This is a genomic window from Synergistota bacterium (assembly GCA_021159885.1).
Lineage (GTDB): Bacteria > Synergistota > GBS-1 > GBS-1 > GBS-1 > AUK310.
This window is the reverse complement of sequence record JAGHDO010000027.1, coordinates 25813-40319: the sequence shown is the minus strand read 5'-3', so window position 1 is coordinate 40319 and position 14507 is coordinate 25813. Positions and strand designations below refer to the sequence as shown.

Below are 14507 nucleotides of genomic sequence, written 5' to 3'. Positions count from 1 at the left end.
TCGATATGATAAACACCGTTAGCCCCACCGCCAGAAGTGAAACAACCACCCCTGCCACGATAAGTTTTGCTCTTATGCTCCTCACGACCCGATCCCCCCTCCTGTCTAAATTAAACCCCTTTAAGAATAATTATAACAGGATACAACAAAGCGCGCCTCATGTTGACAATCCCCAAAATCTAAGCTATTCTATAAAATAGAGCGCTTCTTTCTCCCTCATATCAATATTTTCCTCGAAGTTCGGAAGCGCCAATCCCCTCTTACCAAGGAGGTGGTATTATGCGGAAGGGCGTAATTGGTTTAGCGCTTATCGCATGTCTGACCCTCGCAGGAATCACGATAGCTGGAACCGCATTCGCCAAGGAAGTAAAGCTAACGATATGGGCGATAGGTCCGGACAATCCCTCCTTCTGGAGAGCCAAAGCATTCAACGTAGCCATTGAACGCCTTAATAAGCTCCTTAAGGCAACCGGCTCCGACACAAAGGTAGTTGGAAACGTTAGCTTCGAGACGGTAAGCTGGGGAGACTACAGAACGCGCGCGCTTTTAGCCTTTAAGAGCGGTAAAGGACCTGATATTTACACCACAGGGCACGAAGATATAGGAATGCTTGCAGATGCTGGCTACATAATTCCTCTTGATAAATACGTAGAGAAATACAAATGGTGTTTCGATAGCTTCTTCCCAAGCCTCTGGAACTCGGTAAGGCTCAAGGGAAAGATATACGGTATTCCACAGGATACCGAGGCAAGAATGATTTACATCCGCAAAGACATCCTCAAGAAAATGGGATGGAGCGAAGAAAAGATAAGGAAATTCATCGAAGATGGATGGAAAGGTGAGGTAACCCTCGAAGACATACTCAAGATTGGAGCGGAAGCTAAAAAGAAAGGACTCGTAAAATGGGGATTCTACCACAGACCCACACCCGGCGTTGATTACTTCCAGATATATCTTGCATATGGTGGTCGTATGTGGAATCCTGATACGGGTAAGCTCGTATTAAATGAAAAGGCAGCTCTCAAGACATTGAGGTTCTTCTATGATGCGGTTAACACTTACAAGATAACGCCGAGCGGCATGACATCCGTCTCCTGGAAATCGATCCATAAGGCAGTTGTAAATGGGGACGTTCTCTTCTGGCTCGGTGGATCCTGGAACTGGGCAGAGTGGCAGAGAGACTATAACGCCTCTGAAGACTATCTTTTTGAGAATATAGCTTTTATACCCGTACCTCCTGGAAGGAAAGGAGACAAGCCCGTAACGATATCTCACCCTGTAGTTTACATGGTCTCCTCCACCTGTAAGAACCCAGATCTCGCCGTTGCTCTGATAGGAATGGCATTAGCTCCGGATCTCAACGCCAAGCATGCCGTTACAAGCGGGCACCTCGCCATAAGCTATGAACAGCTTAGCCTACCTGAGTATAAAAAGGCAAAGTTCCTATCCATGGTCACGCCATTACTTAAGTTCACCCACTTTGCTCCAAATCATCCCAAGTTTAACACCTATAACAAGGAAGGATGGTATAAGGCCATTCAGATGGTTGAGGTCAACGGAGCCAAGCCGGAGGAAGCTCTCTCATTCTTAAAGTCCATACTCAAGAGAAAGCTTAAAGGAGCTCTCACAATTGAGCCGTAATGTTAAAAGCCTCTCCGCCCCTGAGCTGGGGCGGAGAGGCTCTATTCCCTTAGCGTTTTGGTTTCTGCTACCAGTTTTGATAATGGTTGCTCTGTTTTTCCTGCTTCCAGCCATAATAACGGGTCTTCTTTCGCTCACCGATATGAACTATACCTTCAACTGGAATTTTATAGGATTTGAAAACTTCAGGGAAATCTTTTACGAAGACCCCATAGCTAAGACAACGCTCATAAACACGATAATATATGTATTCTTCACTCTCTTATTTTTTAACTTTGGTTTAGGATTGCTCCTTGCAATAACCACAACCCACATGGAAGAGAAAGCAGGAAGGTTCTTTAGGCTCATATGGATGCTTCCGAGGCTTACACCCTCTGTGGTTTACGCTTTGTTATGGCTTTGGATACTCGACCCAACGGAAGCGGGAATACTAAATTCCATTCTTAAACACTTTGGCTTACCAACCTATAACTGGATAAACATGTTTCCCAAGACGGTTGTTATAATTGCGAATGGATTTATAGGAGCATCCTTCGGCATGGTTATCTTCACCGCATCTATACTATCTCTCCCACGCGATATGATCGTTGCAGCGAGGGTCGATGGAGCGAGTGAGCTCAAGGTTATAACGAAAATTATTCTTCCAAACATAAAGTGGCATCTTCTCTTCGTATCCGCATATCAGATGCTATCGCTTTTAACCTCATATGAATATATCCTGCTTATAACAGACGGAGGACCCTTTTATAAATCGGAGGTTTGGGCTCTATATACCTACCACACTGCTTTTGGAGACTGGGAATTTGGATACGCAGCGGCGCTCTCGGTAATTCTCTCGATAGCAGGCTTTATAGCCGCCCTGCTTTACCTCAGGACGGTTAACATAAGAGCTCTGCTTAAAAAGCCCAAGATAGAGGGGATATAAAATGAATGAGCTTGAAATAAAAAAGATAAGAAAAAGAATTTTTTGGTGGAATTTCGTTAAATACGGCTTTATGATAATCATATCGGCTCCCATAATCCTATTCTATGGCTGGCTTTTTATGGGAGCCTTCGAAGGAAAAAGCGGTTTTACGCTCCACAACTGGAGATTCTTGTGGGAAGAAACCGTTTTAAAGGGCCTACCCAATATATGGGCAATAACTCTAAATACCCTAATATTAGCCGGAGGAGTCGCACTACTTACCATTCTCGTTGCGACTCTTGGTGGATATGCCCTTTCTCGTCTGGAATTCAAGGGAAGAGGGCCCCTACTTGGATTCACCCTCGCTCTTCATGCTTTTCCATCAATTACCCTCCTCGTAGCAATATTTTACATACTAAGAACCATGGGTTTACTCAATACCCTTGGAGGAGTGATACTCGTTAAGGTCGCTCTGGAGCTACCCTTTGCAACCTGGGTAATGAAGGGGTTCTATGATAGTATACCCTGGGACATAGAAATATCAGCCATAGTAGATGGAGCATCAAGATTCCAAACATGGTTTAAGGTAATGCTCCCATTAGCCAAGCCGGGTATAGGCGCTCTTTCCATATTTTCCTTCCTCTCCGGATGGTCTGAATTCGTTTTCGTATATACCTTCATACTTAGCAAAAAAGCTTGGACGCTCTCAACCTATCTTAAGGGCGTCATAGGAGAGTTCAGATTCGTTGACTATGGACTATTAACGGCGGTCTCTATCTTTTACATGATCCCCACGCTTATATTCTTCCTCTTCGCACAGAAACATCTGCTTAAGATAACCATGGGAGGAGTAAAGGGAACCTAAAGGAGGAGGGATAAACACCTTGGCAAGAATATTCTTAGATAGGCTTACCAAGAGGTTTGGTAAAGTCATAGCCTTGAGTGACTTCACGCTCGAGGTTAAAGATGGAGAGTTCATAGCCATATTGGGACCCTCGGGTTCAGGCAAGACCACGACGCTTTACCTCATAGCCGGGGTCTACAAGCCAACCTCAGGCAAAATCTACTTTGACGATCAGGTAGTAAACGATATCCCTCCACAATATAGAAATATAGGCTTAGTTTTCCAAAGCTATGCTCTTTATCCTCATATGACGGTATATGAAAATATAGCCTTCCCACTAAGGCTAAAGAAAATTCCAAGAGAGCAGATAAAGCAGAAGGTAGAAAAGGTAGCAAAGATGCTTCACATAGATGAGCTTCTCGCAAGAAAGCCAAATCAGATCTCCGGTGGACAGCAACAGAGAGTCGCCTTGGCAAGAGCGCTGGTTAAGGAACCAAACATACTGCTCTTGGACGAACCTCTCTCTAATCTCGACGCTAAGCTCAGAGTCGCAACGAGAGGAGAAATAAAAAGACTACAGAAAGAGCTGGGAATCACTGCCGTGCTTGTAACCCACGATCAGATAGAAGCAATGACGATGGCTGAAAGAATAGCGGTCATACACAAGGGAAAGCTTCAGCAATACTCCACTCCACATGATCTATACAGCAACCCGGAAAACCTTTTCGTCGCAGGCTTTATAGGAAACCCTCCTATGAACTTTCTGCATGGAAGATTCAAAAAGGAGGGTGATAATTTTAAAATCATCATAAATGGATCCGAGATAAGAATACCCCATGAGAGAATCAAACAGGCAAGAGGAGAAATTCCAAGCGAGATAATTATAGGTATAAGACCCGAAGAGATAGCCATAAACGTCTCTCCTGATGAAAGCTGGCCACAGCTACGAGGGGAAATCTACGTAACGGAACCACTGGGCAAAGAAACATTAATAACGGTCTCTATAGACGGACAAAAGATCTCTGCACTCACCACAAACGAGGATTGGGAAATTGGTGAGCATGTCACCCTATATCTTAACCCGAACAGAATTCACATCTTCGATCCGGGATCCGAAGCAAGACTCATCTAAAGCCCCTTCACGATGGCATCTATTTCTTTCAAGACGGTTAACAGCTCCTCAAGATCGCTTAAGGGAAGCATATTAGGGCCGTCCGATAATGCCCTGTCTGGTTCGGGATGAACCTCCATAAAGAGCGCATCGATCCCTACCGCGGTGGCAGCACGTGCCAGGAAGGAAATAAACCTTCTATCCCCACCGGAAGATCCTCCGCGACCCCCCGGAAGCTGGACACTATGAGTAGCATCAAAGACTACCGGATAGCCAGTCTCTCTCATTATTGGAAGAGAACGGAAATCAACGACGAGATTATGATAACCAAATGCGGTGCCTCTCTCTGTAAGGAGTATCTTTCTATTTCCCACTGACTCTATCTTCTCAACTATATATTTAACATCGTGAGGTGCAAGAAACTGCCCCTTTTTAACGTTAACCGGCTTTCCTGTACGCGCAACCGCGAGAACGAGATCCGTCTGCCTACACAAAAAGGCGGGAATTTGAAGAATATCAAGAACCTCAGCCGCCAAACCTGCTTCCTGTGGGAGGTGAACATCCGAAAGGATCGGAATCCCAACTTCCTCCTTAACCTTGGCAAGAATTCTTATCCCTTCCTCAAGCCCAGGTCCTCTAAAGGAACTTATCGATGTCCTATTAGCTTTATCATACGAAGACTTAAATATATAAGGTATCTCAAGCTTATCGCAAACCCTCTTTACAAACGATGCCACCTTTAAGACAAGCTCTTCTGACTCTATCACGCACGGACCCGCTATAAGAACAAAAGGATTACCTCCACCCACCTTTATGTCCCCTATCTCAACTACCCTGCTCATTATCAACTATTGCCTCCCTAAAACATGGCATTCGCTAAAACTAAGCCCGCTTTAAGGGGCTCAACAATGCTTATACCCTTAAAGCGGTTCGAGAGAACTTTAAGAAGCTTCACTGATGTTAAGTGCGCTATTATAAGGGAGTCCGCTCCTTCCTCAACGAGCTTTCGCCCTCCCTCTATAAGCGATTCCTCCCTTTCACTTACTATAGAAATCCCCACAAATCTGTCCATTAGCCCTAACCTTTTTACCATGAGTTTAACGCGAGAGACAGCTTCTCGGAAAATGGATATTACACCAAAATCCCTCTCCAATAGAGAGGCCAGCATCATGGAAGCCTCCCCACATCCTACAACCCTGTACCTTCTCATTCTGAGAAACTCTACGCATGGATCGAAAAAGCATCCCATAACCACACATCTATAATCTTTCAAAGGTTTCTCAAGAAGTATCTCCATCGCCTTAAACTCGTTTATAAAGAAAGAGTTCTCTGAAAACTTAACTGGGAGCTTTTCAAGCTTAAACGAAGGCTCGCTTATGCTCTTAAGATAGGCGCTTATCTCCTTACTCTTACACATACGCTCCGTTAAAATTAATAATATATCATCCCCCATCAGTTCATCTCAAGCCTCCCAAAAGCGTCAAGCTGAAGCAGAGCCATCGAAAGCTCCAGCGCAGCTTTTGCAAATTCAATGACTGGAGCGCCAAGCTTAAGAGATATCCTGTCTGCAAAATGAGCTATTGGAAAACCACACATAAGAAGGATATCAGCACCCTCACTAAGCGCTTCCCGGCTATCTGAAAGAAGTGCCTCGAACATTCTCTCCCTATCTATGGGATCGCTATACTCATACGCCTCGTGAGCGAAGCATCTAACACCCTTGAAAGCTCTATCGAAACCAAGCTCTCTTACTCTGAGCCTCACAAGCTTCTCATTTCTACAGGTACAGATAATAGCAAAACTGCCTCTATAAAGAGTGGATTTTAAAAGGGCAGCTTCGAGGGCACCTATAACGGGGATGGAAACACGCTCCCTTAATGAGAGAATTCCCGACTCCAGAACGCTATTAACTATGATGGCATCATACCCCTTTGCCAGCTTGGGAACCTCATCCTGAAGATAATAACAGATTTGAATGTGATCTTCCTCCGTTTCCACGTTCTCAGGTCCCTTAGACAAATTACAAACGGACAGAGAAAAACCTTTCTTAATAAACGGCTTAAGGTAAAGTTCAGCGCTTAAGTTCCATCTACTCGTTCCCACCGGATTGACGAGAAGCAGTTTCCTCACCGAATGAGCTCTCCTCCTTTTATCTTCACAGGCAAATTCTATATCTACAGGTAGAGAATGTCAAGCGTATCAGATATCTTGACTTAATTAGGTTATCCTAATATAATTAGGTTAACCTAAAAGGGAGGTGATCTAACTTGGTTATGGGACTTACCCCAGCGCTTGAGGATTACTTAGAAGGCATTCTAATTCTCAGAGAGAAGAAAAACGTTGTGAGAGTAAAGGACCTCGCGAATCTTCTCAAGGTTAAGGCGTCATCCGTTATAGAAGCTTTAAGAAAGCTCAAGGAACTCGAGCTAATAGAACAGGAAAAATATGGGTATATAGAGCTAACCCAAAAAGGAATAAACTTGGCCAGCGAAATACGTAAACGTCATATGGTGCTGAAAAACTTTCTAACCGATGTTCTGGGCGTAAGCGAGGAGATCGCTGAGGAAGATGCTTGCAAGATGGAACATCACTTGAGCGAGGAGACCATGCAGAAGCTCGCCAAATTTGTTGCATCCTATGAGCCAGATAGAAGTTCAAGCCCAAAGTTAAAGAGTCTGGACACGCTTGCGATAGGTGCAAGAGGAAAGATAGTCAGGATTGCTGATACAGGACCGCTTAAAAGGAAACTTCTTGATATGGGTTTCACAAGGGGAGAGCTGGTTGAGATCGAGGAAATAGCTCCTCTTGGATCTCCCATAAAAGTTCTCATTAAGGGCACGCGAGTATCCTTGCGAAAGGAAGAAGCGAAAAGCGTATTGGTAGAGGTGATAGAAGATTGATTCCTCTTTCAATGGTGGAAAGTGGAAGGAAAGTAAGAATAATAAAAATTCTCGGAGGAAGAGGAAGAATAAAAAAGCTGCTTATGCTTGGAATCCTTGAGGGAGAAACAATTCAGGTTCTTAGCAACGCTGGTGGTCCAATAATAATCTCTCGTGGAAACGCAAGGCTTGCTCTTGGCAGAGGAATATCACACAAAATACTCGTTGAGGAGGTGCAATGAGAAATGAAAAGCCGTGTGGTAGCTCTCGCGGGAAATCCAAATTCCGGAAAAACCACGATATTCAACGCTCTATGTGGAGCCCGAGAAAAAGTCGGGAACTGGCCTGGAACAACCGTCGAGAGAAAAGAAGGCATCATGGAATATGCCGGAAAAAAGATCAAGATCGTAGACCTACCGGGAATATATGGTTTGAGCGCTTATTCGATAGATGAAAGGATCGCGCGCTCCTTTTTAATAAAGGAAAAACCAAACCTTGTCGTAGCTGTAGTAGACGCTTCCAACTTGGAAAGAAACCTTTACCTCGTCGCACAGCTTCTCGAAATGGGACAGAGAGTACTCTTAGACTTGAATATGGTGGACATCACATCTTCAAGGGGAATCAGGATAGACAAGGAAAAGCTTTCCAAAATACTTGGCGTTCAAGTCGTGGAAACGATCGCCTCGAGAGGAGTGGGAATAGAAAAACTCAAGGAAGAAATAGTAAAAGGTCTCGAAGAGAGAGGCAAAAGAGAACCTTTGAAAATAAGCTACGGAAGTGATGTAGAAACAGCCATAAAGAAGCTGGAAGAGATCATTGGAAAAAATAAAGACATAGGCATGTCATTAAGAGGCATGGCGATCAAGCTCCTCGAGGGAGATCAGGAATTCATCGAGAAGTTTAAAGAGAGTAAGTATTTTGATGAAATCAAGCGTGTAATGGAGGAAACTGAAAAGCTGATATTAAGAAAAACCGGTGATGATCTCGAAACCTTTATGATAGAAAGAAGATATGCCTTTTTGAAAGGTCTGGTCAAGGAATGCACACTTAGAGAAAGAAGCCTCGAGGAGCGCCTGACCCTTTCTGACAGGATAGATAAAATTTTAACTAACAGAATATTAGGGTTACCCATTTTTCTGTTAACGGTATACGCCCTCTTTCAGCTGATCTTTTACATAGGTAATCCTATTGCAGGCTTAATAGATGAGCTCTTCGGCGATCTCGCTACCCTTATGAATACCCTGTGCACGAAGATGGAAGCCCCCAGCTGGCTCAGCTCGTTGATTTCCGATGGAGTAATACCTGGAATAGGAAGCATATTGGTCTTTCTTCCCAATATAGCCCTTCTTTTCCTCGGTATATCGATCCTCGAGGACAGCGGATACTTAGCCCGTGCAGCTTTTCTTATGGATAGAATAATGCATGCCCTTGGACTCCATGGAAAATCCTTTATACCCATGCTTATCGGCTTCGGATGCAACGTTCCAGCCATTATGGCGACCAGAACGCTCGAATCAAGGAAAGACAGGATACTAACCATTCTACTGAACCCATTAATGAGTTGTTCGGCAAGGCTCCCTGTATACACTCTATTTGCGAGTGCTTTCTTTCCCGAGCGCCAGGGACTTATAGTATTTTCCCTCTATATCACCGGGATAGTCTTGGCTATAATCGTCGGGCGGATTCTCAAGAGCATATTTTTCAAGGAGGAGAGCGCTCCACTCGTCATGGAACTTCCTCCTTATAGATTACCCACATTAAGAAATGTAGCTATGCAGATGTATTTAAGGAGCTCTCTCTTCATTAAGAAGGCTGGAACCGTGATAGCCTTCACGGTCGTCCTTATATGGGTTCTATCCTCTCTACCACCGGGAGTGGAGTATGCATCCTCCGAATCTTTTATAGGAAAGTTTGGAAAAGCTATATCGCCCATCCTCAAGCCCGCAGGATTCGGAAACTGGCAATCAGCAGTCGCGCTTTCCTTCGGAATACTCGCTAAAGAAACGGTAGTCGGTACCCTTGGAACGCTATATGGCGCAGAGGAAGAATCGCTAAGAGAAGCCCTCAAAGCCAATTTCTCTCCGGCATCAGCGTATGCATTTCTACTTATGACCTTGATATATATACCTTGCATAGCAACCATAGCCGCGATCAAGAGAGAAACTAACTGGAAATGGACTATTATCGCCGTTTTCTACTCGCTTATCTTGGGCTGGACGGTAAGCGTAGGATTCTATCAGATAGCGCGTATCCTATGGTAAAATATGCTGGTGGGGGTGAAGAAGCGGTGGAAAACGCCGTAAAGAAGCTACTTGAAGCTGAAAGGGAAGCAAGAGCACTCGTCGAAGAAGCTAAAAGAGAGATAGAAAGAGCCTGGGAGGAATATCTTAAGGAAAAGGAGGAAAAAATATCCAGAATCTATAGAGAAGCAAAGGTTAAGGAGGAAAAAATCCTGAACGAAGCTAAGAAAGAAGCCGAGAAAAAGGTAGAGGAAATAATATCCAAAGCCCAAGAAGAAGCGAGGGAACTAAGACTGAAAGCGATCCCTAAGGCAGAAAAGGCTATACTCAAGGCGGTGGAGCTATTCTGGAGATAATGAGATCCAGTAAATACGCTGCTGCATTCGCTCGAATAAGAGCTATAAGGGGAAATCTCCTTGAAAAGGAAAAGCTTGAGGAGATTTTGAACGCGAAAACCCTGGAAGGAATAATAGAAATCTTGAAAAAGACACCATATGGAAGGGACAGAACTCTTCCCTTCTCAAGAGAGGGACTTGAGAGAGCTATAAAAAACACCATAATAGATATTTACACTAAGGTTCTCGAGTTCCTTCCTGAGAATACAAGAGAGTTTCTCAGAGTAGCTGTAAGAAGGTTCGAAATAGACAACATAAAGAAAATTCTTACAAGCAAGCTTCATGAGGAAAGAACGCTGAGTGAGGAAAACCTACTTGATCTCGGGGAGTTTTCCGTTGTGCCGATAAGTGAGCTCCTGTCGGCCAAGACTTTGCCTGAGATTATTGAGAAACTTAGGAAAACGCCTTACGGGAAATACATAGAGGGGAAGCTCCCCGAGGAGAATCTCGAAACCATATTTGCGATAGAGATGGTGCTCGACTACGGATTCTTCAAGGAGCTTATCGCTCTGAATAAGAAGTTAGATGAAATAGACAGGAAAATAAATAGTCTCTATTTCGGACTACAGTGTGATCTTTTGAACCTGACCTGGGTTTTAAGGGCAAGGAGCTTCTTCGGTTTCAGCGAGGAAAAGATCTTCTCCTACACGGTGCCATTTGGAACCTATTTAAACAACGAGAAACTGAGAAAATTAGCCAAAGCGAAGGGGTTTGAGGAGTTCTTAAAGCCTATCCTGGATACACCATGGGGAAAGGAGTTAGAGGAGGTGGGAAACCTGAAAGACCCCGCTCTTGAAACGCGTCTTTTAAGAAAGTTTTATGAAACCACGGTTAAATCCAGTCTGATAAAGAGCAACCCTTTCTCTATTGGAAGCTTTATAGAGCTACTGTGCCTCAAGGAAATGGAGATCCACGATCTTACAACGATAATAGAAAGCAAAGCATACGACCTTCCTCTCGAAAAAGTAAAACCATTCTTGCTAATGCTTGGTTGAAGAATCATGGCAGAGGCGATTTTTGAAAAAGCATGTCCTAACTGCGAAGGAAAAATATCGAGCGAGCGTTTGCTTAGAAAACTACCATGCTCCGAGTGTCTACCTAAGGCCATCAAAGGAGATCTCAATGAAGTTGTAAAAGAGCTCCAAAAAACCGGTAAATTAAAAGAAATAAAGCGAATTTATGAAATCAAAGAGCGAGAGAAAGCTTTCTCCTCCTTTTTTAAGGAAAAGGTGGGTAACGATCCATGGTCACTTCAGAGAACTTGGGCGAGAAGGATATTCTTGGGAAGATCATTCGCAATAGTAGCACCACCAGGCGTTGGAAAAACCACATTTGGAATAATAGCTTCCCTGTTCCTCGATGAAAAATCATATCTAATATTCCCTACACGATTGCTGGTAGAGCAAGCACAAAAACTGCTCGAGAGATATAACTCAGGGAACAAAAGGATCCTCATCGCAATGGATATGAATGATGAAAGTAGGAAAAAGCTACGCGAGGGAGAGTTCGACATACTCGTTTCAACTACCATGTTCCTCGTTAAGAATCACGAGGAGATTCCCAAGCCCTTTGGCTTCGTTTTCGTAGACGATGTGGATGCCCTTCTTAAGCAGTCAAGAAGCGTGGATAGGGTTCTTGGACTGCTTGGTATTCCAAAGGAAGCAACGGAGGAAACCCTTTCTTTTCTCTACTCCTCCATGAAGCTACTCAGAAAGCCGTCAAAAGAATCGTGGAAAAAGATAGAAGAGGAAAGAAAAAAGATAGACAGATTTAAGAAAAATGCAAAAGGAGTCCTCGTCGTTTCATCCGCAACGGTCAAGCCGAAGGGATTAAGAGTCGCTCTCTTTAAGGAGCTTCTCGACTTCGAGGTCGGTAGAAGCGCTTCTTTCCTGAGAAAAGTAGAAGATGTGGCTCTAAGACCCAAAAGAATGACGCTTAAGGGAATTATCGATGAGGCGGGAAGCTTAGTTAAAAAACTTGGGAAAAGGGGCCTCATCTTCCTTTCACCAGATAAGGGAAAGGATTCCTTAGTGGAAGTCATAAAGAGACTCGAAAAGAAGAAAATAAGAGCTTTAAGCTACGAAAAGGCAGATATAGAAGCCTTCCTCAAGGGAGAGGTAGATGTTCTCGTTGGACTCGCATCTGGAAGAAATCCCTTGGCAAGGGGGCTTGATATTCCGGAAACGAGATACGCAATATTTATAGGTGTACCAAAGATTCTTGTAAATCTGAAGGTTGAAAAGTCATCGATTGCGCTCTTTAACGCCCTCGTATCCTTAAGAAAACTGTTGGAAGAGCACCCAGAAGTTGAAAGAAGATATCTCCCATTCCTAAGAAGAATAATGGGCAGAGACGAAGAAAAGCTGAGCGAAAAGTCGCTCAAATTACTTGAAGAAATCAGAGAATTCCTAAGCGAAAGACTCTCTAACCCGGAACTTCTCGCTCAGATAGCCTCGAGTCCCGAGAGCCCAATAAGGATAATAAATGGAGAAATATACCTTCTTATACCAGAAACTTCAGGTTATCTTCAGGCAGCTGGCAGAACTTCCCGCTTATGTCCCGGAGGATTACTTCAGGGGCTTTCTATAGTGATAGTCGACGATGAAAAGGCTCTTCATCTTCTTGAAAAGAAAGCACGGTACTTCTTCGAGGACTTCCAGTTTAAGAGCTATGAGGAAGAGAAAATAAAAGAAATTATTGAAAGAGTAGATAGGGAGAGAGAGCAATTTTTTAAACCCGAAGCTCTACCGAAAGATCTATTTAAAACTGCGCTTGTTATAGTGGAATCACCCAATAAGGCTCGCACCATCGCCTCTTTCTTTGGATCTCCTCAAAGGAGAAGGGTAAATGGTATAGACGCATACGAGGTAAATGCCTTAAAATACACGCTTCTTCTAGCTGCATCTAAGGGACACGTTGCAGATCTTATATACAATCTTGGTTTATTCGGCGTGGAGATCAAGAACGGTAAATTCATTCCTCATTATGACACAATTAAAAGATGCCCAGATTGCGGAGAGCAAACCGTGCAGGAGATCTGTCCGAAATGCAAGACCCCGACCTACGATGAAAAAAAAGCCACGATAAATGGCCTTAGAGAATTAGCCATGGAATCAGATCTCGTCTTTATAGCTACCGATCCGGATACGGAGGGAGAAAAGATAGCCTGGGACCTCGCATGCTATATAAGCCCCTTTTCCAGAGAGTTTCGCAGAGCAGAATTTCACGAAATAACGAGAAGAGCATTCTTAGAAGCGATAGATGAACCAAGAGATCTCGATGAACCCCTCGTTGAAGCACAGTTCGTGAGAAGAATAGCGGATAGATGGTTTGGGTTCTCCTTAAGCCAGCTTCTTCAGGAAGCCTTTAAGCAAAGATGGCTTTCTGCTGGAAGGGTTCAAACTCCCGTTTTAGGCTGGCTGATAGAAAGAGAAAAGGAAAGAAAGAAGAAAGATTACTTCCTAAGGGTAATCGCCGATTCATCTTTAAGGGTTGAGTTCCCCTTAAAAAATAGAAACGAAGCTAAGAAGCTCGATCTACAGAAGCTTGACGCTGAGCTACTTAGGCTTCGAGAGGAGGAGATAGTTCCTCCTCCGCCGTTCGATACAGCAACTATGCTAAAGGAAGCTTCGTCAAGATACGGATGGAGCGCCGATGAAACAATGGCGTTAGCTCAGGAGCTTTTCGAGAGAGGTCTTATAACCTATCATAGAACGGACTCTCATAGAATTAGCGGAAAGGGCATAGGGATAGCAAGAGAATATGTAAAGGAAAAACTTAAGGAAGAGCTCTTTCAGGGCAGAACCTGGGGAGATGGAGGAGCACACGAGGGGATAAGACCTACTCACCCTTGGGATAAGGGAGAACTCTTAAGCTACATATATACCACGGGGAAGACTCCCTTAAGCTCCAAAGCAGTTGCACTATACAACCTGATTTTCAGAAGATTTATTGCGTCCCAGATGAAAGGAGCTAAGATCGTTAAAGGCAGGGTTAAGTTCTACACAGATGGACTTGAAAAGGAGGAAGACCTCACGCTTAAGGTTATAGAGCCGGGTTTCTCAATCGTAATGCCCATAAACGTATCCCCAATAGGAAAGAAAATCTTGGACGAAAGAAGGCTATCGCTTGAAATTCGAGAGTCAAAGGTGATTTCACTTCCGCGAGCTTTCCCCTTAACTCAAGGAGCCTTAATAGAAATGATGCAAAAGCGCGGACTTGGAAGGCCCTCAACCTATGCTTCCATCGTTCAAACCCTGCTCGAAAGACGCTATGTAGTTCAGAAAAATGGATTCCTCTTCCCTACCAGGCTTGGAATAGAAGTCTACAATCACTTGAAAGAAAGATACCCTCAGTATACTGACGAGGACTTCACGCGAAGACTCGAGGGAGAAATGGATCTCGTTGAGAGAGGAGAAAGGGGTTATCAAGCTATTCTAAGCGAGCTTTACGGAAAGGTGAGCAAAATACTAAGTCCTGGTGAGGGTGATTAA

Annotated in this window: 13 protein-coding genes; 10 read left to right on the top strand and 3 right to left on the bottom strand. The window is 43.9% G+C overall.

Annotated features, from left to right (window positions below):
- The first annotated feature begins 279 nt into the window (after positions 1-279).
- The 4 genes from J7M13_02380 (at position 280) to J7M13_02365 (ending at position 4521) form a co-directional block, all read left to right on the top strand.
- Complete coding sequence (locus J7M13_02380; GenBank protein MCD6362836.1) at positions 280-1641, top strand: extracellular solute-binding protein; 1362 nt, start codon at positions 280-282, stop codon at positions 1639-1641.
- 82 nt (positions 1642-1723) lie between these two features.
- Positions 1724-2566 carry a sugar ABC transporter permease gene (locus J7M13_02375; protein ID MCD6362835.1) on the top strand — a complete coding sequence of 281 codons (843 nt, stop codon included), beginning with the start codon at positions 1724-1726 and terminating at the stop codon, positions 2564-2566.
- A 1-nt stretch (position 2567) separates the two neighbouring features.
- On the top strand, positions 2568-3410 hold the full coding sequence (locus J7M13_02370) for a carbohydrate ABC transporter permease (GenBank protein ID MCD6362834.1): 843 nt from the start codon (positions 2568-2570) through the stop codon (positions 3408-3410).
- A gap of 19 nt (positions 3411-3429) precedes the next feature.
- Positions 3430-4521, top strand: coding sequence for an ABC transporter ATP-binding protein (locus tag J7M13_02365; protein MCD6362833.1), 1092 nt, complete (start codon positions 3430-3432; stop codon positions 4519-4521).
- Here the strand turns inward: J7M13_02365 and kdsA are convergent.
- Genes kdsA through J7M13_02350 form a run of 3 tightly spaced genes read right to left on the bottom strand, consistent with a single transcriptional unit; the run spans position 4518 to position 6630 of the window.
- Positions 4518-5342 (bottom strand): 3-deoxy-8-phosphooctulonate synthase, encoded by an 825-nt coding sequence (gene kdsA, locus J7M13_02360; protein MCD6362832.1) that lies wholly within the window; start codon positions 5340-5342, stop codon positions 4518-4520. The genes J7M13_02365 and kdsA overlap by 4 nt on opposite strands.
- A 17-nt stretch (positions 5343-5359) precedes the next feature.
- Positions 5360-5917, bottom strand: coding sequence for a hypothetical protein (locus J7M13_02355; protein ID MCD6362831.1), 558 nt, complete (start codon positions 5915-5917; stop codon positions 5360-5362).
- A 35-nt stretch (positions 5918-5952) separates the two neighbouring features.
- On the bottom strand, positions 5953-6630 hold the full coding sequence (locus tag J7M13_02350) for a hypothetical protein (GenBank protein MCD6362830.1): 678 nt from the start codon (positions 6628-6630) through the stop codon (positions 5953-5955).
- Between the two features lie 137 nt (positions 6631-6767).
- Here J7M13_02350 and J7M13_02345 point away from each other — a divergent pair, with 137 nt between their 5' ends.
- From J7M13_02345 to rgy, 6 genes are read left to right on the top strand one after another with little or no spacing between them, the layout of a single operon-like run.
- Positions 6768-7400, top strand: a complete 633-nt coding sequence (locus J7M13_02345; GenBank protein ID MCD6362829.1) for a metal-dependent transcriptional regulator — start codon at positions 6768-6770, stop codon at positions 7398-7400.
- A complete protein-coding gene (locus tag J7M13_02340) occupies positions 7397-7621 on the top strand; it encodes a ferrous iron transport protein A (protein ID MCD6362828.1) in 225 nt (74 codons plus the stop codon). The genes J7M13_02345 and J7M13_02340 overlap by 4 nt, the downstream gene beginning before the upstream one ends.
- A gap of 3 nt (positions 7622-7624) precedes the next feature.
- A complete protein-coding gene (gene feoB, locus J7M13_02335; GenBank protein MCD6362827.1) occupies positions 7625-9640 on the top strand; it encodes a ferrous iron transport protein B in 2016 nt (671 codons plus the stop codon).
- Positions 9641-9666: 26 nt separating this feature from the next.
- Positions 9667-9975, top strand: coding sequence for a hypothetical protein (locus J7M13_02330; GenBank protein ID MCD6362826.1), 309 nt, complete (start codon positions 9667-9669; stop codon positions 9973-9975).
- Positions 9975-11009: a V-type ATPase subunit gene (locus J7M13_02325; GenBank protein ID MCD6362825.1), complete on the top strand. Its 1035-nt coding sequence runs from the start codon at positions 9975-9977 to the stop codon at positions 11007-11009. The genes J7M13_02330 and J7M13_02325 overlap by 1 nt, the downstream gene beginning before the upstream one ends.
- Positions 11010-11015: 6 nt before the next feature.
- Entirely contained in the window at positions 11016-14507 is a 3492-nt protein-coding gene (gene rgy / locus J7M13_02320) for a reverse gyrase (GenBank protein MCD6362824.1), read from the top strand.